This is a genomic window from Paenibacillus sp. PCH8, assembly GCF_002968835.1.
Taxonomy (GTDB): Bacteria; Bacillota; Bacilli; order Paenibacillales; family Paenibacillaceae; genus Paenibacillus.
Genome location: NZ_PKQK01000008.1, coordinates 15,558 through 40,149, shown reverse-complemented (window position 1 = coordinate 40,149; position 24,592 = coordinate 15,558). Strand labels below are relative to the sequence as shown.

Below are 24,592 nucleotides of genomic sequence, written 5' to 3'. Positions count from 1 at the left end.
TGGGACAATGTTCTTGCCCTAGACAAATATCACATATCTACACTCGATCAGTTCTCGGCTAAATATTATAATTGTGCTTGGATCAGCTTCTATCCGTGACGTTCAATAAATTCACTAACTCTACTCATATCCGAAATATCAAGATATTCTACGAGTTCCAAAAAAAATGATTCATAGTCATCATTTCTTTTCATACGTCGCATATAATTATCTAATTTTTTAATGGGATCATACTGATTGCTACCGTATGACCATTCATATGCCGCAAGAAACAACTTTCTGCGAATTTCAACACCTTTTGCCTTTTCGAACATTTCAAGTAACCGTTCGGTTACATCAGTACAAATCTGGAACTTCCAATAAGGGGGTTGCCGGAAGGATTCAAATAAGTCCATATATAGCTCAAAGAAAAGTCCTAAGGATTGATCATCTTGATTAGGAATGCATTCAATAATGCTTGCAGCTCCGCGATTTAACACTTCAAAAACCCTTGGAGACTTCCGTTGGCTAAAGCTGGCGAACAAATCAGTTATGCCTATCTGTCTTTCGATAAACTTTGTGATTGAATCCTCAATTGTTAATTTTGATGAAATGACATTCAAGCGCTTTCGATTGAATGTCTCCATGTTATGTATGACAACCGGATATTGCTGCTCAGTCATAAGAACAAGAGCTTGATAACGCATGTGATCGTAATTGTTGATCGCTCCAATGGGGGGTGTTCTTTTTTCTCTAAAAAATAGATTAAACGTCCAAGTGCGAAAATATCGTAATGAAATGTAGGCTCAGCGTCACCCTCTTTATGCGCATCACTCATATACCGCATGGAGCCCATCAATTCCTTACTATAAGCACTTGTTTTAATAAAATTATTGAGTAAGGGCTTACATACGCCTAAATCAGATATTTTTGGAATACCGTTGAACATAAGCACATTCGACGGTTTTAAATCCCGATGAATGATCTGATCCTCATGATCATGCAAACACGCGAGCCCCGATGCAATACCATCGATAATACGTTCAATTTCCTCTTCTGAAAGTTCATTCTTTAGAACGTATTCTTCCAAATCACAGTCAGCCTTCTCCATAATGTAAGATGCTCCATTGATTTCATATACCCGTGTGATATTGGGATGACTAATGCTCTTTAGTATCTCATATTCCCTCTGAAATCTTGCCAAGTTCTTTTCAGTGAACCGTTCTTCCTTTAACTCTTTTTTCACACATTCGATTCCATTATATTGAATCTCAGTAACATTCGAATATGTACCACTCTTTGCCCAATTAGCCACGAGATACCTTCCTTTCTATTTTGCTTCCGAATTAGTATAAGACAAATTTTTAATTTCCTCAAACAATATTGATAATGTACATTCCATTAAATTACGCAATATTTTTCTTCAGGGACAAATAACTGGATCCTTAAAACTAAAAAGCCACCCGATTAGGTGACTATGAATGGAACAATGATGAATGATAGATTAGTCTCTTAACCGATTGTGGTATTGTGTATCCTATCAAAAACCACAATGAGGTTTCATATTAAGTATTTAGCCCTGCGGTACCCATGCTCTGTGCAATATTACCCTATCCAGAGATCCCGGGCAGCAATCGTTATAAAAAATACAAATTTATTAGTAGAGACTTAACAACCATATTTAGCATTTTGCTTTAACAATCTAAACTACTGTTTCGCTTTTTCTATATATTATTCCTAGAAATCCTTTAAAACCGCCTTTAGTTACCCAATCCGTGACTTTTCATCTAAGTTCCTCCTTTTATTGGGTTATGATAGCCGTTACTATATTCTTGAAAACTATTTATCGTCTTTCTCATATTTGCTGAAGCTGTACTCCAGAATGCGCATCCTTATTAGATGCTACTCTTTACCTGGCTAATCTTAAGAAGATAAACTACCTTCTCTGTACGTGTTTCGGGTTTCACCCTAGTAACACCAGATACATCAAACCGTTCAATTACCCAGCTAGGAACGTCTGCCGCAGGATCTGGACTTGACACTCTTAACAGGGAGCTTTCGGGATCAAAAACGAATTCTAGATACTCTCTGTCCGGTCTGTACCCTTCAGGTGAAAAATGGTCTGTAAGTACAAAAGCCCGAGGAACTTCCATTTGCCCGAAATAGTATCTCGGCTTTGATATTAACTCAGTTAATCCATTAAATTGAGCTTCTTCGCTATCTCCTCGTGGATAGATGATTCCTGCAGCCACATTATTTTTATGATCTTCAACCTTTTTGACCAAGTCATCAATGGAATGACATTCTTCATCTTCTTCCTCACCAGTAATACCGGTACTCCAATCAGTACTCCAGGTAATCCAAAGGTTTCCCTCATTTTCTTCATCTACTTCGACTACAGTAAACGCCCAGATCTGTCCATTTACAACACAATCGTATGTACTGCCAACCTTGAATGTATCCTTCATCGTTAACCGCCCTTCCATACTCTAATTGGTCGAACTACGTCTATTATTATAACAAACTATAAATCTACAATCTCAATAAGATGTATCCTCACATTGGGATCCGATATTTTTCCCAGTGCTTCAAAAGCCATTTTTTTAATATCACGAAGGTCCCATCCCTTAAAAATAACTAGCTCCCTGTTATGTCTCAAATATTGCGCCAGTAAGGCGGCATCCTCTACAGATATGTACTTTCGTTTAAGCCTTTCGATGAGGTATGTAACGGTCCCATCATCCCAGTAGATCACCGGAAGATCCTTTTGAGGTTTGTTCTGTCTTACAATTTGTGGTAGTGGTATTTCAATATCATTCAATTGATTGGTGTCCTCTGTTCTTCCTTCATCAATTTGCGTGATGCGATCTATTCCCTTAGCAAAATCTAATTTAAAAATATCCATTTGCCGATTTTCGAAATCATCATTAGATAACTGAAGGTAATCCTGGATTACCAAAGCTTCTGTAAGTTGCATCTTATACCCCGTTGTTACAGCAAAAGCTCGGTATGGGGGTTCAAGTTCATCAAAGATGATTCTATGAACAGAAAACGATATTCCATCAGGCGTGGAATGAACATAGTACAGGCTGCGGACATCATTTTGGAGAATCTGTTTCTCATTATAATTAAACGCCTCTGATATCGAGTAAGTATCTTTACCAGATAGATTATTCAGTAGTTTATCCCATTTGTGATCCCAATCTGTTTTGGTACTAAGAAGGGTCTCAGATTCCCAAAGAAACAATACTCTATACGATAAATCTAAACTCAGCTCTTGATCCTCTATAAACCAGATATTATTTAAGCCTTTCTCATCGAAATATTGATTCCTTTTTCGAATTATCTTTACGAGTGACTCATCACCCTCCTGATATACATTGGTCAGGACTGATATACCAAACTCATAGTGCCCCTTTTTTACAATGATATCGGGGACAACCTTCCAACTTCCCTCAGCTTTCGCTTTATAGCCATGCTCCACTTTAAGATCAGGCTTATATCTCTCCTGCGTTCTCAAGTCATCGTAAATGACGTCCCGTATTACCGAGTGCTGAGCTGATTCCCTCTTTACTTGCCGCTCGTATTGTTCATATGAACGGGCAACTGTACAGGACTTCCCCTGTTTATGTGCAAAATGAGGTTCATTCATGTTCCCCGCACGAAGTATGAGATATTCATCACAGAAAGGACATCTAAAACCATCTTTTCTCCCCTTTTTCCTGATCTCTGTGATAGCCAGATCTTTCCGGGGATACTTATTGAATTCGTCAAAAAGAGAGATTAGAGTATTCTCGTAATTGGCAATTTGCAAATCATTCCACTCCTTTCCAACGTACTCTTTTTTGGTAAGCGACTAGTTCAATGTATGGTAATTCCGGCATCATGATTACGTTTAAGTCCTAAACTCTAATCGTAATTCTACAGTCCCCCTCACTTTAAAGATAAGATAATAAACAACGGCATTCGCTTGAGGGCTTGATTTCGTCTTCAAGATTCTCCAAAATCTACATCCAAAGCAGGGTTTGTCATTATACTCGAGTTTGTTCATACTGTTTCGTAATGTTATCTTTAAGAGATTTCCACCGCTCAAGTGTTTCACCCAAATTTTCAATGACATCCTGAACAGTCGGTCCTTCAATATATTTAATAGAAGACTGTGAGTAAACCTCGTAGCTCGTACCCCATAAGACGATATCACCTAAATCGCGATCATCATCAAAATCAGGGTCAGCAAGATTCACTATAATTTCTGTAGTACTATCCAACGACTCTAAGAATTCAAAAAATAACTGCCGATTTAAACCGTCATAAAAAGGGCCTCCTGCATTATAAATGTCTACCAGAATATCGTAGAATACCGACCAGCCATTGTAAACCTTACCATTCCCGAAGACATGAGGATCTATTTTTTTAATTGAGTAATGACGTCATTCAATTCCATCATCGTGTTGTACTCAATTTCAGTCATTTTTTTGACAATAATAATTGGGGAGTCTTGTTCTTCCTGCACTTTGATAGGTTCAGTATCAATGGGGGAACCTGTTCCTCCTGCACTTTGAGAGATTCAACTAATTTAGTTTTTGCCATTTCTTTATATCCGATTGTGATAACAACGATGCCAAGGCCAAATAGTGTAGCCCAATCTCCAGCTCTTTGTACAATCCAAAACCCTGTTAGATTGTTGAATACAGGGATTGGTAATAACGAGACGAGAGATGCGATAAGAAAAACCAGACCGCTAACAAATGTGTTAGTGGCCCACTTTTCATTGCTTTTCACATCGCTGTAATAATCCGCTAAGGTAAATAATGCTGCAGCTATGGATAGTAATGCAATAAACAATGTTGGAACCTCAATGATCCATCTCATAATAGAAATGACTATATAAAAATAGCCTATCCCTATAGTTATAATTATCGATTTCAATTTATAAATCCGCTCCTGATTAAAGATTTAAAGTTTATTCATGAATTTTGGGCATACTGAAGCTTCCATACATTATCTTGGCTATAAGATTGCAACATCTCTCAAGCTCAATAAAAGACAAACAACTCCAAGGTCAATCTTAACTAGGAAACGTTGAGCCTGGCCCCCACGTTAGGTACCCTTTTTTACTATCTAAAGGACCACACCCGAACCAGGCTTTAATAAGATCCAGTAGAACGAATATTGGGTTGTTTAGCCATTACAATGAGTTCTCTATGATGTCTTCCAGTTGTTTTCTAAGATTTTCAATTTCTATAAGAAGTTCTTCATACCGTTCTTGGCTGCTACAGGATCGGCATTCTTTTTCCAGTTCATCTATTTCCGTATTTAGAATTTCACGCATTAGTATTCTTTCCATCTCTTGATTCGCGGAAGGGGTAAAATATACATCACTACACGATATACACTTAAGAGCAGAGAGCTCCGGCATCTTAATCTTCTTCTGCTCATTAATTTGGACTTCCGTAGATTGTCTTGTTTCTTGCAAGTCTCCTCCACATTTAGGGCATGTTCCCATTATCATATCTACCTGTCCTTCCTCCATTAATTTAACCCGTGTTCTGATAACAAGTGAGTTAACATCTTTATAAGAATTTATTATTTTGATTTGTAAACGGTAATCTGTTTCAAATTTACAAATTCATTTGTTTTCACCAGGCATTGGGAGCAGTAGGTCTTATTGTTGCTTGACGAGCGAGGTGGTTCAGTGTACTTCGAAAAGCAAGTTGGGCATGAAAATACTCGCGAAGGAACCTTCCCTTTTTTGTTCCAGCGTCCCTTCTTTTTCATGATAGAATGTGAGGTTTTAAAAGACAATTCCTTACCCCCTAAGTTATATGCTATATTACCTTTAATATACAACAACAACTATTAATAGACCATTAATTAAAATTGTACAAATTGTACTGGCAAAGATACCACCCAGATACTACGAATAGTATCTGTCCATGGATATATATAGTTTAAGGGAGGAATTTGATGTTAAGCATGTATGGAAGATACATACGTCCAGTAAAAATTAATAATAAACCAGAAAAAATACTGTCAAATGAATCAGTTCAAGACCAGATTATTAAACGAGATCTGTACTCTCTATTAAATGAGAATTCAAGAAGTAAAATGCTCATGAATACTACAGCTAAGGTTTTTGAATGGATTGCTGTAATAAATTTAAGTTTATTAATTTTATCAATCTTCGGTAACCTAATCTTTTCATGGTGGACTGATAAAGAGACACCCGGTTATTGGGGTATAATTTTTTTAGTCATGTTCTTAGGAGGATTCGTCGGTCTTATTGGATCAGGTACTGCTTCAAATTTATTTGTGAAAAAGGAATATCGCGAGCTCTCCTTTCTAGTTAAGTTCTGGATCTTAAACTTCAACAAAGAAGTCCTCTTCTCTATCCAGTGTAGTGTTATTCATAAATACTTAAATAATAATAGCAAGATGGATAAGAATTACATTGATTATCTTATTGCCTACTACACAGAACGAAGCGATAGCCTCCGCAAATTGCGATGGTTGCCAGTAGCCATTTTCACAGCATTTTTATTCCCACTATGGAACATCTCATTGAATAAACTTTTTGCTGCTTCTAATTTAAGTACTGCAATAGGGATTATTTTAAGTCTTATACTTGCAGCAACTATTATAGTCTGGCTATTTCGAAAAGTTATTGAACCAATAATTTTTTATAAGCCGATTAAATATCTTCAATTGGCAACGATTCTCCGGACAGTAAAAACATTCTAAATTCAACAAATGCAAGATACCCCTGGGGTATACACCAGGGGTATCGTTATTTCTCAGTAGTTAAGTAAGCATAAGTTAATGCATAATGACCCGAATTATTCTATTTAAACCGGATACTACATATGGTATGTTCAAACTTCGGAAGTTTATTGATGAATTACGTAGAAAAACGATTTATTTTTCTGTTTTTTTTTTAATAATCCTTTGTCTATAGCCTTCTTACTCTCCCATAGCATTTGAGTCAGGAAGTGTATTTCGCTATTAATTATGTCGATAAAGTCTTGTTTACAAAATAGCATATGTTGGGTTACAGTATGATAGTAGTAGCTGTGGTGCCCTCTATGAAGGGAGGGGACAAACATTAGCAAGATTTTTTTTATTATATTTATTGTTTCGAATGCAGCAATATTTCTAACAACATTGTTGAACCTTGGTACAGCATCATTAAGATTTATTCATACCCTTCGCACATTCTTTTTGCCGAGTAAGTCTTCTTCTCGCAAAAAAAAGAAGCATTAACAGCGCCAACTGTTAAATGCTCATTTTTGACTTACTTAATGCATTACTGCTAGGACTACTTTTAGCGAGGGAATCCTAGCTGTAAATAAGAGTGGCACTACTGCTACTGCTTTAATCTGTCTTTATGTAACGTTACTAGGTAACGTTACTTATAACGTTATGGCAATTATAGCACCACTATATAACATATACAATGTATATGCAACCTTGGGGTAATAATGAATTAATTCTGAACAATCAGTTACATTTCTTGAACGCAATCGCTCTCTATACTTATTTTAATGAGAGGTCTGCCTACATTATAATACCCAGTCTTCATTGTTGTTTGGTATTAAATTCCTCAAAGTAACCATAGAACTTTCCACTCAATCCACTGATTACATCAATTAGTTTTGTAGTAATAAATCAACAATTCCCGCTAAACCAAAAAGCACCAGCAACATTAAAGCGAGTAAGGGTATCCCTACAATCAGACTATTTGAACAATCAAAAAGATACCCCAACATTAAATGATGGGGTGAACACCTCAATAAATTTCTATTTAGCCTGGACTTATCAGATGAAAGATAACGTAATTTAATTCAGGGACTCTACCAGATACAAGAGCGAGTTAACCCTCATTGATACGATTTATGTAATTTTTATAGTGCTGATTTATTACTTCATCTAATCGTTCAGATTGTTTTATGACTAAAGGGTGTGCAAGCCCATATAAGTTTACTAATTTATTTAGGCACTGTCTCTCTTGTTCCAAAGTGCTCATATCTGAACTTTTAATCATAATGATTCACCTCAATATATATCCTATCGGTTTCTGCTCAAATTATTGACTTAATCATATGAACAAAAATTCAATAAAAAAAGCCTCCTTTAACATGGAGGCTTACGAAGGTCGTTAAACTTCTACCAACCGCCTTCACCGTGTGAAGTGGTCGTTACTGTGGTGTTCGGAGAAACGGGGACAGCAGGTTTAGTAACATCCGTATTTGCTGATACCTGGTTTAATGGAGTGAATACCAGGATTGCCAGAACCACAAACGCAGAGACTAAAATTGATTTTTTTTTCATCTGTGTGATTGAACCTCCCTTAAAATTGCTTTGTACCTATTGAGCTGCTCTTCTGTTGCTGAATCCCTTACTTCATCAAATAAACAGAAGCATCTTACCATACAAGCATCATTTTTGATCTTAGCAGAGATTGCCAAACTATCTAGTATAAAGAGAATTCCAACCTTTGGGCGTAAACTCTTTGAAAAATACTCCCCTATGTCGGCTAAGAAAATTACAAACCGGTCATTGATAATCTGTGAAGAATACGACCCTACTTTACATTGTGAAACCACCTGAGATTGGATTGTTTCATCAAACCGTTCAAGTATATGATCAATGTTCATGTCATATCTCAGAGCAGCCTTAACTATCTTAAAAAGTGCACGTAATATTTCACTATCGTTAGTTGCCAGGGATTCAACATAATCATCAATTAGATCAGTTTCACCTGACATCAACCTATAAAGAGTTTTGTTAGCGGTAGCCCATGATAGAAATTGTTTTTTTGTTTGCTCAGCTGCTGCATCACTTTCTATAATCCAATCATGATTTTCGTACTGTGCAACATGTTGTAAGGCTTGTACATACTCTTGTTTCTCTTCAGCAATAGCCCCAAGAATTAAATGTGAGTAAAGAATATAGCCAAAGAGGGGTTTTTGTGGGGTGGCTTCGCTTCTGTCTTGTCGCTTGCGATTATGATTCTGCTCATACTGATTTTTTGCAATTCTTCCCATTTCGCCACCAAGACTCAATGCTTTGTCCCAACGTCTAAGTGACAAATACAAATTTGCTAGATCCTTTAATGCATCTAACTGTTCGGTTTCACTCAGTCTTGTAACAAACGGTTCAAATATCAAGGCACGCTCTAAATTTAGGTCTTGGTTATCATTTAATGTAGACTTAAAAATTCTGTATTGGCATACAGCCAGTCGCTCTGCATGTTGATATCGCTCTCCCTCGGAGACTTTCTTGTAAATAATTAATGCAACAGATTTATCCCCTTCTGCGTATAACATTTCTGCAAAATCAAAAAGCGAAGAGATATAATATGATTTTTCCAGCATCAAATCAACAACTTGCTCAACACATGCAAGTTTATTCAATTCAGCACACCGTGCAATGAATGGTCTTAATCTTCTCCAATCTGTTGAGGGATCCTGCATCAGCTCTTCAACATAGAGGTCATAGTAAGCCCCTTCTTCTAATCCCATAGTTGAAGTCAATTTGTCAAGGGTTCTGATCGGCATAGGTTTCGATCCATTAATGATCCTACTCAAGGTACCTGAATTAATTCCGGATTTCTCAGCAAAATGATAAATAAGTAGTTTATTCTGATCTATGTAGTGTAGCAATTCTGTTCGGATCGTCTTTACATTATTTGATTCCAAGTGAGATTCCACCTCCACAGATAATAAACCATTTTTTATATGTTTTTCTCTTTATAAGTAATACTATGGATTAATCTACCATAGGTCAATGCCTTTTATGCGAAATTTCTGATTCTTATAAATTTAGCAGGACAACGAACGGATCTTTATAACATGCTCGGTACCCCTAACAAAACATTGTACTATGAAACTTGAAATGAAAAGCAAATAGACCAGGCTAAAAGAGCTGGTCAAATAAATACCTTGATGATTAGCTGTCCCAGTATAAGGTGTTAATCTTCATTTGATATATTTAAAGTACTAGAATCTTTGTTATTGAGCTTGAAGGCCTCTTCAAAGAGTTTGCGTTTACGTCTAGGCAAATCAATTTCAACAGCATTGTGCAACAAGATGATATAGTTCCCAATCGTATTCTCACTAGCAAACACTTTAGACACATAGTTCATGTTAATGATGTTAGACTGATTAGGCATAAAAAAGCTGCTTGAGCACTGACTCATGATATCTTTAAGTGAGCTGGTAGATATGATCTCATCCTCACTGCCTTCAGCATAAATGATAGTCCGATGCTCCCCTTTAAGCTTACTTGCATAAATAAGATTATGCTCGTTCACATAGATGGTCTTGTAACTCGATTTTAGACTTATGATTCTTCCAGGCGATCCATGTGTAATGCTCAGGTCTCTATCCAATGTCATTCTAACCTTGTCTACGGCTTCAGTCATACGAACTAAATTCACAGGTTTATTCAAAAAATCAAGACAATTCAGCTGAAGCCCTGCTAGCATTAACTCTGTATTCAATTCATCAGCCATGATGATCAAATACGGTTTAACTCCATAATCAATTAGTCTTTCATAAGCAATCAATCCTGGAGTACCATTAAGATCATTTTTCAAAAATACAATATCTGGATTGTAACGGATACAATCGTCAATAAGCCATTCGCCGGACGCGACGGTACTTAGAACGCTAATCCCTATCCTATTTGCGTAAATCACCATTTGTTCACGGTTTTCAATGTTATCTTCAGCAATAATTGCGGTCAATATTTTGTTTGGCACGTGGACTTCCCCCTATTACTGTTTAATTCGCTGTTATTCGACAAATTTTTCTCCATATAAGGTCAACCTTCGTCCAAATATGCCATATCATACTAATGACCCATTCATGCGGTATAATCGTACTAAAAGTAGTACATTTTCACTATAAAAAAGATAACTCACACACTATCCATGGAGGGCAATATATGAACAGCAGAGAAGTTATGATTTTGGTTGAAGAAGACTATTCTTCTAAGAACGTCAGCGCATACGCTCCAGAGTTTCGGTTGAGCGTTGTTGGAGATACAGAGACGGAAGTCCTTGAAAGTTTAAAGGATCTTATCAAATTAGAATTGGACAAATCAGTGAATGTGAAGAGATTCTCTTCTAAATTTGTTTCAATGCCATTGGAATCCAGCCTGCCATTAACAGCAGTATAGATGGCTCTTGTAAAAATCAGCTCCCGGCCGCCAAAGAACATGGGGAGCTGATTTTTTGCAATAAAAAAGGGCCTCTCTAAAGAGATCAGCCCATTCCACCGGTTTAAATCAATTGATTTTCAACTTCGGTAACCAGGCTGTCATAGTTCCAACAGGAACATTAGACCCTCGGCTTTGCGTCCTCACTTTTCAGTAAGTTTGCTTTTTAACGTACTATTCATTGTATAACATCTTTATTTTTTAGCCAAGTAGATCCATAAGGGGAATATCGTGAACATCGTATCCCTGTATTTATGAATCTAAATTAGTGGTTATCCAGGCTTTGCCATAGATAGTATCCACTTTATTACGTGAACGATCCGGATATAGTAATTTACCGCAGTATTTACAGTTCAATTTAGTTAATTCATCTCTTAAAGTAGAGACATACCTGGCGCTGCAGACACATTGAATTTTGTATGAGACTTTAGTTATAGCAACTACGTCCAATATTGATTCATTTTGTTGAATAGTTTTTGTTTCATCGACTACTTCTTTATTTGGTTCTGAGGTATTACCAAGCTCACTATTCTTCTTAATTTTACATATAGAAACAAGTTTGGGATTCAAACCTCTGATATATCCACCTTCTGTAGTGATATATTTACGACCATCCGCATAGTGTTTGAACCATTCCTTTTGTTGAGTACTGTTCAGTTCTATGTTTCCCGTGACCCCACTATGAAGTGTATACATCATTGTTTCGGTACTTTTCTCACTATCAGTACTCCGCGTATTGTTGTCATTGGACATATGTAGGACCGTTCCCCTTCAATTTTCTTTAAGTTACAAACAATATAGGGTTAGCTGAATCGAATATAGATCTAAGTAAATCAGCTTGATATATTATTTCTCTTTTTTATCTGAAAAGTCCTTAAATAGTCCTATGACATCAGCTGCTAGGAAAAGTGGGAGCAATACGACCATTATTGCAGGATTAGTAAGAAGCACAATACCGAACAGGACAACAGCAGCTGCACCAATAATATTTTTTGTCGTTTGAACAGCAGACTTAACACCAGCAACCGTTAATTCCCCGCTTTTTCTAACTTTAGCGTCAATTTCATTTATAAAAAGCTGCACCTTCTCTGGTATTGCAATTCCCATCTCAACTGCTTTCTCAAGTACGTTGCCCTTTAAAATAACATAAGCAATGGCAGTAGTTAATGACTCAACAGATCGCGAAGGCATGCTTCTGAGATAGTTCATCCGTTCTTCTTCTGTTCTAAGAAATAGCAGGGCTCGAACCGGCTTAGGCAATTGAAATTTTGATTTCACACTTTGCAATGTATTTTTCCATTGAAATTTTGGTGCAGGGGAATCAATATTACCAATTAACTCATCTTTACTTACAGTAACAAGGTTCCCATCTCCTAAATCAACTGTGTAACCATCATCAGTTTTCACGACCTTATACTCACTCATGTGATTCCTCCTGTTAATAAAATTATATCTATTATTCATAGCATTATACTACAATCTATCTAAAGGCCGATATTTTGAGCAGCATTCTCGGTAAATAAAGAACCCATCCGAATATATCTTCTAACCATGGCATCAGAAGCATGACGTGTTTGTTCCTTTATCGACCTTTCACTTTTACCAAGCATAGCAGCTGAGGTAGCAAAACCTGAACGTATGCTGTGGCCGGCATAAAGTGCTGGGTCCAATCCTACAGCAGCTACATACTTCTTAATTATCAATGCTACGGCCTTGTCTGAGAGTCTCTTTTCTGAAACATGGCTATGTTTATTAACAGGTCTGAATATTGCTCCATCAGTGATGCCTGATTGTTTTATCCATTCATTATAACTACGGACCGGGCAAGTCTCTAACCGTGATCCATATGGAATACCAATGAATTCACCTTTCCCCTCCTGGTCTGTTTTTGATTTTGCGATCCGCATAATCATCCCTTCAGGAGTAATTCGGATGTCCTTCACATCAAAATTCACTAATTCGGACCTTCTGTATGCCCCACTAAAGCCGATTAATAGCAGAGCCCTATCACGATAACCTATCATTCTATTCTCCGGAACATGCTGTAATATCTCTTTTAATGTGTCAACTGTGATTGGACTCTTTCCTACCTCGGCAGAACCATGGATTCTTTTAATTCCGGACCATATCGTTTTGATATGAATAGTATTAGGTGATTCTAGTTTCTTCATTATATGTGCTCGAGATATGGAGGAGATCCTACGTTGAATCGTACTAACTTTATACCCGGAAGCTGCTAAGCTTGTTAAATAGGACCCGTAAGCTTCATCGGTGGTTGGCAAGTATGGTTGCTCATACTTGATACACCATGATTTAAAATGTGCCCAGTCACTTTTGTAAGATATAACTGTATTGTCCGCTTTTGATTTGGACATATAGTGTTTACTCTGCTCTATAAGTAGCTCCAGGTTTATCTGGGGTTTTCTACGTCAGTAGAATCATATTTTATAAGTACCAACCCCAACCACCTCCAATTTAGGAATGCTTTACCCATCATGCTTTTGAATATATTTGAAGTATAGATTCTTCTTAAAATCATCAACCTCTTCTTCCAAATCCATCAGCCGTGAATGTAAGTTATTCGTCTCACATTCAGTTTTTTGACGAATATTCATAAAAACTCTTCTAATTTCCTTTTCTTTTTCTTCTATATAAAGAAGCTCATCTTCAGACAGTAAATCGATTTTTAAATAAGCAGAAACACTAGCCTGAATTTTCTCTATTTTCAACTCATTACTGATTACTGCTCTGTGGTTACCACCACTGCAGACTACGTGATGTGCAGTGGCCGGAAGAAGTACAAGGTGCAACCCTCGGGGGTTGGATCCTTCCACCCATGCTTATTGACTTTATTTCGAAGACTCTCTAATTGTGATTCCACCGGAATTCGTGATAAAGCGATAATGGACTTTGGATCAATCATTCTAATTCCTAATTCAATGGACATGTACAATCCGCTACTCTCATATTCTTCAATTAAGGAATCCGATGATTTCCAGTTTTCATACATGTAGTATAACTCAACTCCTTTTTTGTAATATTGTGCACTTAAATGTATTTAATTAAGTAAATTGGGCATAATACATGGAAGTGTAAATTATCAATAAAAAGATAATCATGTTCAACTTAGTTAACATACATATTATTATGTAAAGTATCTTTAAAATGTAAGTAAGTTAACTCTCGTAAGTTCCAATACCTTTAAATTATCGGAACTTATAATTCTTCGATTATATCACAAAAAAACTGCTCGGGAATTGTGACTTAAACCCAATGTTCTCCAATTCAAATTTCTACTCACAAAAATTCTTATTCAGCTTTTAAAATGTGAAATTTAAGTTAGTATCCTATATATTCTCTTATTTCATATGAAAATACAAAAAGAAGTGGAAGAATATAAATACTTCCACAAATCTTTTACTTGTGACGGATTGTAATATGAATAAGTGAATTTATGAATTTAATTAATGGCTCATTCCATCAATATTGAAGAAACACTTCTCATTGATATCAAACATCAAATTACAGAAAATGAGCGAAAAAGAATAGTATAGCATACGAACCACCAATAATCTTACTCTGCTAAGAGTGAGGAAGAAATCTGACAATCCTCAGGGCTTAGAAACTGTTAATAGTCAAAACTATCAACTAAACTTTATCTATCTTGATATACTACTCTGCTGGTACGCTTCCAGTTGCTCATAAATATCCTTTTTTAATTTCGCTAATGGCTTAGACTTTAGTCTATCCTTCAGACCAATATATTCGCTTAATAACATATCAGACAAGTGATCCTTATCTTTAAACAGTCCTTTTATATTTCCAATCATCGAATTCTGCCAAACGTCGTTATAATTTTTGAAAGCCTTCACAACTGCAAAGGCATCTTCATTATGTTCCTCTGTGTACGTTTCTAAAAGACCCAAAACATCAACATTCTGCTGAATGGACGGATGATTGTCTAGAGAAACCCTTAAGTGTTGCTCATCAAATATATCTTCAATTTTGTTAAATGACACGCTAAACCGAATGAGCGGATCCAAATCAACCTCGGCGTAGGGCGTCTGTTCAAGCTCAAACCTAGCCTTCGTATGATTGCACCCATAGCAGGCAGGTACTAAGTTGAAGAATGACATTGAAAGAAATGGGTAAGATGACTTATTATGAAAATGATCAAGCTGCCCTGTACGCTTTTCCAACCGCCCCTTCGATTTTACATTGTTAATATAATTCCGGTTACAAAGAGGACATACCTTAATCTCTAGGCTCTTCATAAGTTGTACTGCATTATACTTTTGTTTACGGTCACCGATGTATCGATCCGATTTTGAGAACTTCTTCACATACATATCGTAAAGTTCCAGAATACATTCGGGATACTTGTCTGATTTGCACTTACTCATCATTATCCTCAGATCTTCTGGTCTCGCCGTGATGATATGCTTCAAAGTATAGTTAACATTGAATGCTTTGAACCATTTTTCTAGAGTCGCAGGGCTTTTAGAGTCTTTCTTCATTAATTCTTCGACAACAGCCTCATAATGCCTTTCTGCTAGAACTTGCTGTGACACTTCGTAAATATTAATCATATTCATTCACTCCATATCTATGTCCCGCTCATCTAACAACTCAAGCATCCGACCAGCAATGATTGGTTCACCAACAAGCTGGATTATGGAACGGAGATAGTCAATTTCTTCTTCGCGACTGCTGAGTGAGCGAATAGTTTCCACACCTGAGTGAACTTGAAGAGACCTTAGCCTTGTAATCGCGTCATTAATCTTTTGCAGAGCGAATTCGCCAATGTTTGCTTTCATGAAAAAGCCATTTGCCAGCAAATCGTGGATATTAGCAGCAAGAGTATTAAATTCTACCGTTCCATCTTTAACTTTCGTCCGTCTATCGTTATGCTGGAGTAAAGAGACGCAATAGTTGGGTAAGTCCGACAGTATGAATGGAGAATGCGAGGTCAACAGGATCTGTACTCTTCGTTTAGAACCATAGACTACGGACAAGAATCGAATGAGTGTATCTATAAACCGACGTTGCCACTCTGGATGGAAGTATAATTCTCCCTCATCAATTAGTAGCAGAACATGTTTCGTTAACTTGACGTTGTCGCCAAATACTTCTCCGTCATTTCTCGAATACAATCTGGAGAAAACATTTAAAAACGCTCGTTGTCCTGAACTGAGTTGCCATTCGAAATCAAGGTATGGAAATACAGTGTACGAGCGTCGATATACATTTATGAAATCATATGAAGGGCTTTTCATGATTTCGCCTTGCATAATTGGTAACTTGAGGGAATATTCATCTGGCGTATTAGCTGTACGTATTAAGTATATCGAGTAATCATATATATGATCTACCATAAATATTAGATTATCAAGCCACAATTTAATAGTTGGATCATCATTAAAACGACTCAGTGTAGAATTAAACAAATTCCTCACATAATTGGTGAAAGTCGCTTGTTCGCTCTGAACATTTGTAAGAGAAAGATTCGGATCATCTTCCTCTAATAGCGTAAGATTTGAAAAGACAGTTATTTCCTTCAAGAAAGAGTAAATCATAGCGCGATAGGTTGTTAATATAAATATTTCTCTTCTCCTATCCAGGTTAGGGCTATACTTCCTATCAGAGTTACGTGATGATATTTCATCAATCTTACCGGTTACATATTTATTAAGATCTAAGTAGAAATTTGCGAATTGCCCGAGCTTACCCAAATCATCCCTATCGATGTTTCGGATTTTAATCACTAGATTCTTGGGCAAACGGAAGGGCAGTTCCTGTTCTGGAAATCGAATAGGGTAGTCATAGACGAAAAATACCTGACGGCACAAGTCTTCATCCCGATGAACGTCGATTGGACTTTGCTTCGGATTCCCATTCTGTAAATCCAACCTGCTACGGTAATCACCTTGGATAAGGTAGTTAGTTGAAAGATTGTAATAGTTTGTTGCTGTCTCCTCATGAGAGTGATCAAAAATATTTGAAAAGTATATGACCGAGCTATCCGGTAAGTGCTGATTGGTTTCTGTACCACTGTAAATCTTAATGTGATGAAGTAGCCCTTCATGATTCACAGACTCTAAGTTGATAACTTTTTTATCATATAGAATAATCGTCTCATCTTTCTCATTCCGAATCACCACCAGTGCTTCTTTAATTTTTCGCCCCATAGCCCGAACAAGATAACGCTTGATATAATTGAGTAGACTTGTCTTTCCTGCGCCATTAATACCAATGAGACCTGTAATGTTCTTTACAACGGCTGTTTCGCTCTCCAGAGCCATACGATCTCGAAAGAAATCCTGCACATAATCCGTATTCCTAGTAACTGATAGTACTTCATGATTAAAATCATATTTGAAACGGAGATCCCCGCACAATTGAAAGCCCTGCTGTCGAAATGGTCCATAATTATTAAACCAAATATATAATATCTCCATAAGTTCTCCTTGTTATATTAATCTTTAGTGATAGCTAAATTTCTAAATAATGTTTTTCTTTGATCACTGTGCTCTTCATTAATTTCAAAAAAGAACCTAAGCCTATTAGCAAGATCACAAATTTCAGTAACAACAATTATCCGCTTTATTGAGACGGATTGTAAAGCGAAGTGCGACAGTTCCTCTATGAAAGATTCGTGAGCAGTTTTCCAACCTAAGCATTTTCTTGGCCTGTGATTGATTAAATCAAGGCAGTGGGCGAGAGCATCATCCTCTACTTGAGCGAAATCGGTGCCCTTGGGGTGGAACTCTCGAAGTAATCCATTCCCATTCTCATTGGAACCGCGTTGCCAGGATGAATACGGGTCAGCAAAATAAACATGCAGGCCATGGGTTATTTCCAGATTGGCGTAGCAAGCAAACTCTTTTCCACGGTCAGCGGTGGCCGTGAGAAATGTCCCTTTGGGGTACTGTGATATGGCTACACCAAGCGCAATCTCCATGGACAATGCGGTACGATCAGTCATGAGAACAGCGGTAAACAGACGCGTTTTGCGTTCAATGAGTGTGGCTACGCATCCTTTACTTCTCCCGCGGCCCGATACAACGGTATCCAATTCCCAGTGTCCAAACGTTTCACGAGAACGAACCTCTTTTGGACGATCTGAAATGGTTCTGCCTATGGTGAATTTACCACGAGTTTCTGCGGGTTTCCGACGCTTCCCTTTGTGACGTAAAACTTGTAATTTACCTTGAACAAGACGTCCTGCATAGATCCAGCGATAAATCGTTTTAAAGGAAACCGCAGGTAGATCTTCGGCGCGGAAACGTTCTGTGATTTGTTCTGGAGACCACGTTGCCTCTAGTTTTTCCGCAAAAGAAGCCCCTAAGGCTTCTGACCATTTACCACGAGAGACCGAAGCCTTACGTCGTTCCCGATAAGCACTCTGGGCATGCTCTGCCTGATAAGATTGCGATGAAACCATGCGTTCCAATTCACGACAGATGGTCGAATGATGACGGCCCAGCTCCTTGGCAATCGCTCGTGAACTTTTGCCTTGCTGGTGGAGGATTTCTAGCTTGCTGCGTTCGATTATGCTAAGATGTGTGTAGCTCATGGTGGATTCTCCTTGTGTGAATGGTTGTTGTGGTGACTTCATTCTACACGAATCCGGCCATGGGCCATTTTTTATTTATTTCCAGTGGGTGTCGCACTTCATATTACAATCCGTCTTGAATTAAAAAACAGAAATATGAGCTATCACTTCCGGTAAATTCATTACCAGTAATTATATCATGATTTACTAAATGCTTGTGCACATAACAACATAAAAACTACTAAATATAATGAGTGTGTATAGAAGCTCAAAAGGATCACCTCAATGAGATGATCCTCTTAAGCGAGCAGCTAATATATCCACTTTGTTAAGATATATACCAATCGAATAGAGAGGTATTATCAATTATTATGTTAATATATTTCCAGTTATTATTAGTTTAAACCTATAATAACTGGAAATATGACATGAACATACTCATACAAATCCCTCATGATATCGAGCAAGTCATTAAGCAACTTGTTGAAGATGGAACGCGACCAAACCTGATACCATTTGAGGCAGGTAGTAGATTCACGGTTTAAAAGATTGATGAATACTGTTTAAAGGTATACACCAAAAAAGGAAGAATAGACGGAGAAAATGAATATAAAGTAAAAACAGCCTTACAAACCGGCGTTGCCCCATATTTGTACGCATATTCATCCGGAGTTTTTATTTTAACAGAATGGATTGATGGTTTAAATTTGACTCAATATAAAAATATAAATGGTCACTTTCCCCCTAACTTGATTTACGACCTCTTTAGTACAGAAATTTCCCTGCTTATTGCCCGTTTAAAAGAGTGGGATTTTAAAAGTATCGTCTGGATTGCTACTGGAAAGGTTAAACGTCTTGATTTTGGAATCTGTGACCCAATACCTGAAAGCGCTTTGAATAATTCAGAGAAATCTCTTATAAATTAAATCCAAGAATTATGCAATAATGATCTACATATTATCGAACAAACACTGTACAGTGCAGGAATGACGAGTAAAGAAGTAGAACAAGCCATTACCACGTTCCAATCTACCACACCTATATTAGTAGTTTGATGGGATGTCAGGAGGGCACAATGTGCCTTCCTGATCAAAGTTACACCGTTCTATCTTTCTTCTATTATAGACTGTATCCATCTATCGCTTTTAAGTTGAATAAACGGATCATAAATTACTTTATAAGGGAGTCCCTCCGCTCCATCTTTGTCTTCTCGAATCCCTCTTATGAAATTTAACATATCATACATTAATCTCATCGTGAACACTGTTAGGGATCCGGTACGGGTTCTAAGCTCCTTCGAGATAAATGATTCAATCAACTCATAGGTATTCATCACAATCTCTTTTAGATCGAGAAAGTCTTTCCATATCAATAGGGCACTTTTATCTGTTTCCGCATGCGTGTACATTAAAACATAATGGATGGCGTCACCGGTGAATAGAGTTTCAATTTTCACATCGATTGCTAAACAGTCCTTACATAGAAAACATTTCATCCCTTTTGCTTCTGCTTGTTCTAAAATCAAGCCTTTAAACTCATTAATGTATCCATTCAATTCAAGGTTTACCTCAGCGTTGCTGCCTGTAAATTTTTTCATCATACTGTCCACTCCTTATCAATAAAATAAAAAAAAAGCACCACTTCAGACCCTAAAGGGCATGAAGCGGTGCTTCCGCTTATAAAACCATCGTTTAAGATGGATATTCAATTGAAGAAATAATAGCATGATCGGATTCTCCTGTCAAAGTATCGTGATAATTTATTAGGTCACTCACAATCGAGTAAGTATTGGGTGTGACACTCCTGGCAAGGATAATTACCCGATATTTCCTTTCCATGTTTAGTTAGTTCTATAGCCTTTTCTCTTGCTTCATCCTTGGTATCAAATTCAAGGAAGTTATAATAACAACCACCTAAACTACAGATATTCAAAGGTAGCTGCCATTTACCGCTCTCATCATCTTTAAAAAAATCAAATTTACTTTCCACACTGATTTCCTCCTTGTTAATTCAACCCTTTTGGCGTGACTTTAGTATTTATGAAACTTTAACCTTTATCTTTAAAGTATCGATCGTTACTGTTTCTTGAGAATATGGATGTACGCGATTTTTAGATTCCAGCCTGATCAAGTCTTCAGCGTTAGAGCGTGCTTCAGACAGTGTCGTTCCTTTAACACCAAGTCTCAATGCAGGAATGTAAGCTGTCACATCATTTTCTTCTTCAAGCACTTCAAACAGAACAAGTAAATCCACACCTGTACTTCCCTTTATTGTCTCAATGACTGCTGTATCCTCTGGTAACCGCTCCTGCCGCCCCTCCAGTTCCAACTCAATTAGTTCAATCGCATTCGTTCGAGCTTCCTCCAATGTATCTCCATGTACTCCGAGACGTAGCGATGGTACGTACGCGGTTACGTTTTTCTCAGCTTTTTCCTCTTCAAACATAACCAACAGTTCTAAAACATCTTTCATGTGTTGATCCCCCTTAAATTTCATCAAAGTACAGCTACCAAGATGGGCAACTTATTGAAAGAATCGAAGTAAATTGAAATCCTCGCTTCTTTTATAAATATCCCACTATTAAATACTAAGTTAACTCAAGATATAAGTTGCTCAAAAATAAAATTTCTACATTTTAGGTATAAAAAAAATGGAAACACAAAAAGACACCTATTTTGGGTGTCTATAGTCTCCATGGCGAAAATAGCCCTATTTAAATATACTGATACATGGATGTTCCCGATCAGTATGTCTCCAACTCTGTCGAGCAATAACGACAAAGTAAATCAAAGTGTTTCGTAATAATATATTTGTACCATATACTACTTATTTCGTCAAATTATATAGGCAAATAGATCGAAGGAATAAATACCTAATTGCCCAGGTGTTATATCTATCTTTATAGATTATTGATGCATTTTCACAATGCTGATTCAAATCTTCATGAGCGGAGGATGGATACGGATAGTGCGACTGACTTCGCAACGCAGCAGCGAGATTATCGTTTTGATGTTGCTGTACCATAATTGGCTCTTCTCGGTCTTTTTGAAGGACATTCGCTCCAGGGTAAGAAACAATAATACCCTTGCGGTCATTGGAAGGACTATCTCCTCCTGAAGATCCTGATCGATTAGGAAAAGATAAGTACTGCGTTTTAATATTGTAGGATTTACGAAACTTAACACCGCAGGTAGCCCATTAGTCTGCAGAAGCAACTGCTGCAGGCTTAGTGCGTGCCTTTGCAAGTATCGCCCTACACAGCATGATATAAATGTTACTACGGCATACATTAACACTTGTTCACCATGAACATCTTACACCTGCAAGCTTAGGGTGCTCAATGTGTAATCAATAAACTTTCAGATCAATCTCTGGAGTCACATACACCCTAGTTACTTCCAATATGCCTCAATATCACCAAGCTTCTGAATTGGGACGATATCAATATTACTCTTCATCAGACTTTTCATTTCTATGGCTTCTGTATAATTTATACCCTTAGGGACAAACATGACCGGAATTGAATTCTTAATGGCCAGATATGTTTTAGCTTTTACTCCCCCAACACTTGTAATATCACCCTCAACTTCAATAGCTCCAGTAATAACAAATTCCCCATGTTCATTTGGTCTTCCCTGTTGTTTAAGCATGACTTGATAGGCTGTGGCGGCACCACCTGAATTACCTTCAATATTGGCCAAGTCAAATCTCATTAAGTCACTAAATTTCCATAATTCTTTTATTGTGTAGTGTGCAGAAACTGTAGTATTGTAAAGCGAAGTATCTAAAAAAATAGTTTTCCCATCATAGGATCTTCCTTCAATTCGGTGAAGCGCTTTAGAAGCCAATATTTGCTCCACTCTTTCAAGTGTAGGAGAGGAACCATCTATTGTTACTATAGTCGAGTTTAATAAATCTTCAGTTTCTTCTGATGGAATACCTGTAATTTCAAACTCAAATCCGTATTGAATTGGACGGTCCGCTTCATTACTTCCTGCTATGTATGCCGGTATAGCAACAAAAAGTTGACTATCTCTGAGTTCTTCTGTATCAACATATTCCAACCTTCCTGGAGGATCTTCTGGGGAAACATAGGGCGTTTCCTGTTGTTGTTTTGGTTGTTCAAACTCTTGAAGTAAACCCCTATATCTAATTTTAAGTATAAGATAATCGGACAATCGACTTACTCTTTGCTCATACACACCAGGAATATAAATAAAGCTTTGAGTTTTGTTGCGAAATAATTCTTGTGCTGAGTCAAGTTTGCCAGGGAGTTCATATGTCCTCAATTCTATTTTAATCAATGACGGAATTACCAGCACGACAACCAAGATAACAATAGTACTTAAAAAAATTCTCTTTCTCATCTTTCTATCAATTGGTTTAACCACTTCACTATTCATAATTTTTGCTCCAAATTCAGATGATTTTGATATCAGCCTATTAGTTAATGCGATTATATAATCCGCTTATTTTGCTTAAAGTGGATGTAACTTGCATCTTTGATATGTTCTGGAATATAAAAAGTAAAATTATAAGGGTGTGTTTCTCTTAGTATTTCAATTATTCCAAAACCACGACTATGTCTATAACTATCATTAATGGTATCCGTAACCCCCTTACAAAACTTGATTTGATGTCTGGGTTTTGTTGGTTCACTAATTTTCAAATTTTCTATCCCTAAAAGATCTAGTTCAACTTCCTTTTTTTCTGTATACTCATCATCATCATCAATTACAGTAATATTCGATTCTCTTGCAATAAACCAATTAATATATTTTTCTCCTTTATCATTACTGTAAGCCACTGCCACAATGTATATATTATTATCTCTACTTTGAATGCTTGATTTTTTATCAAGACAATTAATACTAGTACTAAATACGTAATACTCATTATTGATCAATGATTCCTGAGTGATATCATCCTGAGATGAAATTTTAATACTATTTTCATAAAACATTCTTACTTCCCCCTCAACCATAGACGCATCTGGCGTATTATATTTAAAATCTTCAATGGGCGTGGCTGTTGCCTACTGTATTGACAGCTTCAACTCTAAAGGGTTTTATATAATCATCTTTTATTTCAGCTCCTAATTTTGTGAGTTGCTCGTGGAATTTACCTAGTATTTCAAATAACACATCTCTATATTTATATAAGTCTTCAGTACTAATTTCAAATTTCTCGTTATTATGAATAATTCTGTTACGCTTATAATATAAGTCATCCAGAATCTCCTTTACTTCCTGCGAGATCTGGAAACCTGTTAGTTCTTTAATTCTTTTAATAAATTTATTTGGACCTCCTTCTAAACATAGATTAGCTCCCTTTATTGAAAGATCATTAACGTATGCGTCTTTGGATTCTGATTCCAAAAATTTCTTTAAAGAGAAACCTAAATTATCTTTCAATTCGCCTTTGGAAGAAAAGAATTCGTTTAATCTTTCTGGTTTACTTGCAAAGATAGTGAAGAAGAAATTCTCAACCATAGATTCAATAAGCGTGCAATAATATACAACCATTTGATTTCCAAAAAGAATTAAAGTGTTTGTGTATTCATTTTTTCGATTATTTATCTCTTGCTCTACATTTCCTGTGAAAAACATCAACCATTTGTTTTTTTCAATATTTGCTCTTATGGCATCTTCATCTGTAACAAAATCTACAAGTCTATCATAATGAGTAAGGCGAACCAGAATTTCTTCAAAGTACCTATCATAGTTAAAATAAATCTCGCTCATAATATCCTCCAGATTCATAAAACATTTAAGTCAAGCTGATCTACTCCACAGATTCATGAAGTTTACCAACACCTGTGGAGTACAATCCTACCTA

26 protein-coding genes, 1 pseudogene and 1 riboswitch are annotated in these 24,592 nt (G+C 36.8%); of the genes and pseudogenes, 3 read left to right on the top strand and 24 right to left on the bottom strand.

The features are described 5' to 3' along the window. Positions 1-89: 89 nt before the first annotated feature. The 7 genes from C0Q44_RS28025 to C0Q44_RS27995 all read right to left on the bottom strand — a co-directional run bounded on the left by C0Q44_RS28025 (position 90) and on the right by C0Q44_RS27995 (position 5,512). Positions 90-686 carry a hypothetical protein gene (locus C0Q44_RS28025; protein ID WP_105410433.1) on the bottom strand — a complete coding sequence of 199 codons (597 nt, stop codon included), beginning with the start codon at positions 684-686 and terminating at the stop codon, positions 90-92. Beyond that, positions 659-1,294 carry a protein kinase domain-containing protein gene (locus tag C0Q44_RS28020; RefSeq protein WP_105410432.1) on the bottom strand — a complete coding sequence of 212 codons (636 nt, stop codon included), beginning with the start codon at positions 1,292-1,294 and terminating at the stop codon, positions 659-661. Before C0Q44_RS28020 ends, C0Q44_RS28025 begins: the two co-directional genes overlap by 28 nt. 580 nt (positions 1,295-1,874) lie before the next feature. Continuing rightward, a complete protein-coding gene (locus C0Q44_RS28015) occupies positions 1,875-2,447 on the bottom strand; it encodes a hypothetical protein (protein WP_105410431.1) in 573 nt (190 codons plus the stop codon). 56 nt (positions 2,448-2,503) lie between these two features. Then, positions 2,504-3,793: a competence protein CoiA family protein gene (locus tag C0Q44_RS28010; RefSeq protein ID WP_105410430.1), complete on the bottom strand. Its 1,290-nt coding sequence runs from the start codon at positions 3,791-3,793 to the stop codon at positions 2,504-2,506. A gap of 217 nt (positions 3,794-4,010) precedes the next feature. Continuing rightward, on the bottom strand, positions 4,011-4,247 hold the full coding sequence (locus tag C0Q44_RS30450) for a hypothetical protein (RefSeq protein ID WP_181151208.1): 237 nt from the start codon (positions 4,245-4,247) through the stop codon (positions 4,011-4,013). A gap of 199 nt (positions 4,248-4,446) precedes the next feature. Next, entirely contained in the window at positions 4,447-4,851 is a 405-nt protein-coding gene (locus tag C0Q44_RS28000) for a hypothetical protein (protein WP_181151207.1), read from the bottom strand. Between the two features lie 316 nt (positions 4,852-5,167). Continuing rightward, positions 5,168-5,512 carry a hypothetical protein gene (locus C0Q44_RS27995; RefSeq protein ID WP_146113526.1) on the bottom strand — a complete coding sequence of 115 codons (345 nt, stop codon included), beginning with the start codon at positions 5,510-5,512 and terminating at the stop codon, positions 5,168-5,170. Positions 5,513-5,946: 434 nt separating this feature from the next. On the opposite strand from C0Q44_RS27995, the gene C0Q44_RS27990 reads away from it, so the two are divergent. After that, a complete protein-coding gene (locus C0Q44_RS27990) occupies positions 5,947-6,720 on the top strand; it encodes a hypothetical protein (RefSeq protein WP_105410426.1) in 774 nt (257 codons plus the stop codon). A gap of 1,129 nt (positions 6,721-7,849) precedes the next feature. On the opposite strand, the gene C0Q44_RS27985 is transcribed toward C0Q44_RS27990, so the two are convergent. The 4 genes from C0Q44_RS27985 to C0Q44_RS27975 form a co-directional block, all read right to left on the bottom strand. Further along, positions 7,850-8,002, bottom strand: coding sequence for an aspartyl-phosphate phosphatase Spo0E family protein (locus tag C0Q44_RS27985; RefSeq protein WP_258166605.1), 153 nt, complete (start codon positions 8,000-8,002; stop codon positions 7,850-7,852). Between the two features lie 140 nt (positions 8,003-8,142). Further along, positions 8,143-8,307, bottom strand: a complete 165-nt coding sequence (locus C0Q44_RS30445) for a hypothetical protein (RefSeq protein ID WP_181151206.1) — start codon at positions 8,305-8,307, stop codon at positions 8,143-8,145. Then, positions 8,304-9,677: an XRE family transcriptional regulator gene (locus tag C0Q44_RS27980; protein ID WP_105410424.1), complete on the bottom strand. Its 1,374-nt coding sequence runs from the start codon at positions 9,675-9,677 to the stop codon at positions 8,304-8,306. Before C0Q44_RS27980 ends, C0Q44_RS30445 begins: the two co-directional genes overlap by 4 nt. Before the next feature lie 272 nt (positions 9,678-9,949). Then, positions 9,950-10,741 carry a LytR/AlgR family response regulator transcription factor gene (locus C0Q44_RS27975; protein ID WP_105410423.1) on the bottom strand — a complete coding sequence of 264 codons (792 nt, stop codon included), beginning with the start codon at positions 10,739-10,741 and terminating at the stop codon, positions 9,950-9,952. A 185-nt stretch (positions 10,742-10,926) separates the two neighbouring features. Between C0Q44_RS27975 and C0Q44_RS27970 the strand changes: the two genes are divergently transcribed. Next, positions 10,927-11,160, top strand: a complete 234-nt coding sequence (locus tag C0Q44_RS27970) for a hypothetical protein (protein WP_105410422.1) — start codon at positions 10,927-10,929, stop codon at positions 11,158-11,160. Between the two features lie 124 nt (positions 11,161-11,284). Further along, a riboswitch (cyclic di-GMP riboswitch) is annotated at positions 11,285-11,373 on the bottom strand. Positions 11,374-11,451: 78 nt separating this feature from the next. On the opposite strand, the gene C0Q44_RS27965 is transcribed toward C0Q44_RS27970, so the two are convergent. The 7 genes and pseudogenes from C0Q44_RS27965 to C0Q44_RS27930 all read right to left on the bottom strand — a co-directional run. Then, on the bottom strand, positions 11,452-11,952 hold the full coding sequence (locus C0Q44_RS27965; protein ID WP_105410421.1) for a hypothetical protein: 501 nt from the start codon (positions 11,950-11,952) through the stop codon (positions 11,452-11,454). 93 nt (positions 11,953-12,045) lie between these two features. Then, the gene (locus tag C0Q44_RS27960) at positions 12,046-12,624 is read right to left on the bottom strand and encodes a hypothetical protein (RefSeq protein WP_105410420.1); all 579 of its coding nucleotides are present in this window, start codon (positions 12,622-12,624) and stop codon (positions 12,046-12,048) included. Positions 12,625-12,683: 59 nt separating this feature from the next. Next, a complete protein-coding gene (locus C0Q44_RS27955; protein ID WP_258166595.1) occupies positions 12,684-13,370 on the bottom strand; it encodes a site-specific integrase in 687 nt (228 codons plus the stop codon). A gap of 315 nt (positions 13,371-13,685) precedes the next feature. Continuing rightward, the gene (locus C0Q44_RS27950; RefSeq protein ID WP_181151205.1) at positions 13,686-14,033 is read right to left on the bottom strand and encodes a hypothetical protein; all 348 of its coding nucleotides are present in this window, start codon (positions 14,031-14,033) and stop codon (positions 13,686-13,688) included. An 825-nt stretch (positions 14,034-14,858) separates the two neighbouring features. After that, positions 14,859-15,788: a hypothetical protein gene (locus tag C0Q44_RS27940; RefSeq protein WP_105410416.1), complete on the bottom strand. Its 930-nt coding sequence runs from the start codon at positions 15,786-15,788 to the stop codon at positions 14,859-14,861. A gap of 6 nt (positions 15,789-15,794) precedes the next feature. Next, positions 15,795-17,657 carry an AAA family ATPase gene (locus tag C0Q44_RS27935; RefSeq protein ID WP_105410415.1) on the bottom strand — a complete coding sequence of 621 codons (1,863 nt, stop codon included), beginning with the start codon at positions 17,655-17,657 and terminating at the stop codon, positions 15,795-15,797. Between the two features lie 170 nt (positions 17,658-17,827). Further along, positions 17,828-18,775, bottom strand: a pseudogene (locus C0Q44_RS27930) (IS30 family transposase); the annotation flags it as partial. A 629-nt stretch (positions 18,776-19,404) separates the two neighbouring features. Between C0Q44_RS27930 and C0Q44_RS29940 the strand changes: the two are divergent. Then, positions 19,405-19,680 carry a hypothetical protein gene (locus C0Q44_RS29940; RefSeq protein ID WP_146113525.1) on the top strand — a complete coding sequence of 92 codons (276 nt, stop codon included), beginning with the start codon at positions 19,405-19,407 and terminating at the stop codon, positions 19,678-19,680. A gap of 179 nt (positions 19,681-19,859) precedes the next feature. Here the strand turns inward: C0Q44_RS29940 and C0Q44_RS27925 are convergent, their stop codons facing one another. From C0Q44_RS27925 to C0Q44_RS27895, 6 genes are all read right to left on the bottom strand, one after another. Then, entirely contained in the window at positions 19,860-20,354 is a 495-nt protein-coding gene (locus C0Q44_RS27925; protein ID WP_105410414.1) for a hypothetical protein, read from the bottom strand. A gap of 167 nt (positions 20,355-20,521) precedes the next feature. Continuing rightward, positions 20,522-20,743: a hypothetical protein gene (locus C0Q44_RS27920; protein ID WP_105410413.1), complete on the bottom strand. Its 222-nt coding sequence runs from the start codon at positions 20,741-20,743 to the stop codon at positions 20,522-20,524. Between the two features lie 48 nt (positions 20,744-20,791). Further along, positions 20,792-21,226, bottom strand: coding sequence for a type II toxin-antitoxin system HicB family antitoxin (locus tag C0Q44_RS30440; protein WP_181151204.1), 435 nt, complete (start codon positions 21,224-21,226; stop codon positions 20,792-20,794). 920 nt (positions 21,227-22,146) lie between these two features. Next, a complete protein-coding gene (locus C0Q44_RS27905) occupies positions 22,147-23,157 on the bottom strand; it encodes a S16 family serine protease (protein WP_105410411.1) in 1,011 nt (336 codons plus the stop codon). A 53-nt stretch (positions 23,158-23,210) separates the two neighbouring features. Continuing rightward, positions 23,211-23,717: a hypothetical protein gene (locus C0Q44_RS27900; RefSeq protein ID WP_105410410.1), complete on the bottom strand. Its 507-nt coding sequence runs from the start codon at positions 23,715-23,717 to the stop codon at positions 23,211-23,213. A gap of 52 nt (positions 23,718-23,769) precedes the next feature. Next, complete coding sequence (locus tag C0Q44_RS27895; protein ID WP_105410409.1) at positions 23,770-24,498, bottom strand: HEPN domain-containing protein; 729 nt, start codon at positions 24,496-24,498, stop codon at positions 23,770-23,772. Positions 24,499-24,592: the final 94 nt, after the last annotated feature.

Bases quoted from the DNA above. Each gene is read 5' to 3' on its own strand.
- C0Q44_RS27965 (WP_105410421.1), bottom strand. From the start codon at position 11,952: ATGTCCAATGACAACAATACGCGGAGTACTGATAGTGAGAAAAGTACC.
- C0Q44_RS27940 (WP_105410416.1), bottom strand. From the start codon at position 15,788: ATGATTAATATTTACGAAGTGTCACAGCAAGTTCTAGCAGAAAGGCAT.
- C0Q44_RS27960 (WP_105410420.1), bottom strand. From the start codon at position 12,624: ATGAGTGAGTATAAGGTCGTGAAAACTGATGATGGTTACACAGTTGAT.
- C0Q44_RS27955 (WP_258166595.1), bottom strand. From the start codon at position 13,370: ATGAAGAAACTAGAATCACCTAATACTATTCATATCAAAACGATATGG.
- C0Q44_RS27935 (WP_105410415.1), bottom strand. From the start codon at position 17,657: ATGGAGATATTATATATTTGGTTTAATAATTATGGACCATTTCGACAG.
- C0Q44_RS27895 (WP_105410409.1), bottom strand. From the start codon at position 24,498: ATGAGCGAGATTTATTTTAACTATGATAGGTACTTTGAAGAAATTCTG.
- C0Q44_RS27900 (WP_105410410.1), bottom strand. From the start codon at position 23,717: ATGTTTTATGAAAATAGTATTAAAATTTCATCTCAGGATGATATCACT.
- C0Q44_RS27905 (WP_105410411.1), bottom strand. From the start codon at position 23,157: ATGAATAGTGAAGTGGTTAAACCAATTGATAGAAAGATGAGAAAGAGA.
- C0Q44_RS28025 (WP_105410433.1), bottom strand. From the start codon at position 686: ATGCGTTATCAAGCTCTTGTTCTTATGACTGAGCAGCAATATCCGGTT.
- C0Q44_RS27925 (WP_105410414.1), bottom strand. From the start codon at position 20,354: ATGATGAAAAAATTTACAGGCAGCAACGCTGAGGTAAACCTTGAATTG.
- C0Q44_RS28015 (WP_105410431.1), bottom strand. From the start codon at position 2,447: ATGAAGGATACATTCAAGGTTGGCAGTACATACGATTGTGTTGTAAAT.
- C0Q44_RS30440 (WP_181151204.1), bottom strand. From the start codon at position 21,226: ATGAAAGATGTTTTAGAACTGTTGGTTATGTTTGAAGAGGAAAAAGCT.
- C0Q44_RS28000 (WP_181151207.1), bottom strand. From the start codon at position 4,851: ATGAGATGGATCATTGAGGTTCCAACATTGTTTATTGCATTACTATCC.
- C0Q44_RS27970 (WP_105410422.1), top strand. From the start codon at position 10,927: ATGAACAGCAGAGAAGTTATGATTTTGGTTGAAGAAGACTATTCTTCT.
- C0Q44_RS30445 (WP_181151206.1), bottom strand. From the start codon at position 8,307: ATGAAAAAAAAATCAATTTTAGTCTCTGCGTTTGTGGTTCTGGCAATC.
- C0Q44_RS27990 (WP_105410426.1), top strand. From the start codon at position 5,947: ATGTTAAGCATGTATGGAAGATACATACGTCCAGTAAAAATTAATAAT.
- C0Q44_RS27985 (WP_258166605.1), bottom strand. From the start codon at position 8,002: ATGAGCACTTTGGAACAAGAGAGACAGTGCCTAAATAAATTAGTAAAC.
- C0Q44_RS27995 (WP_146113526.1), bottom strand. From the start codon at position 5,512: ATGGAGGAAGGACAGGTAGATATGATAATGGGAACATGCCCTAAATGT.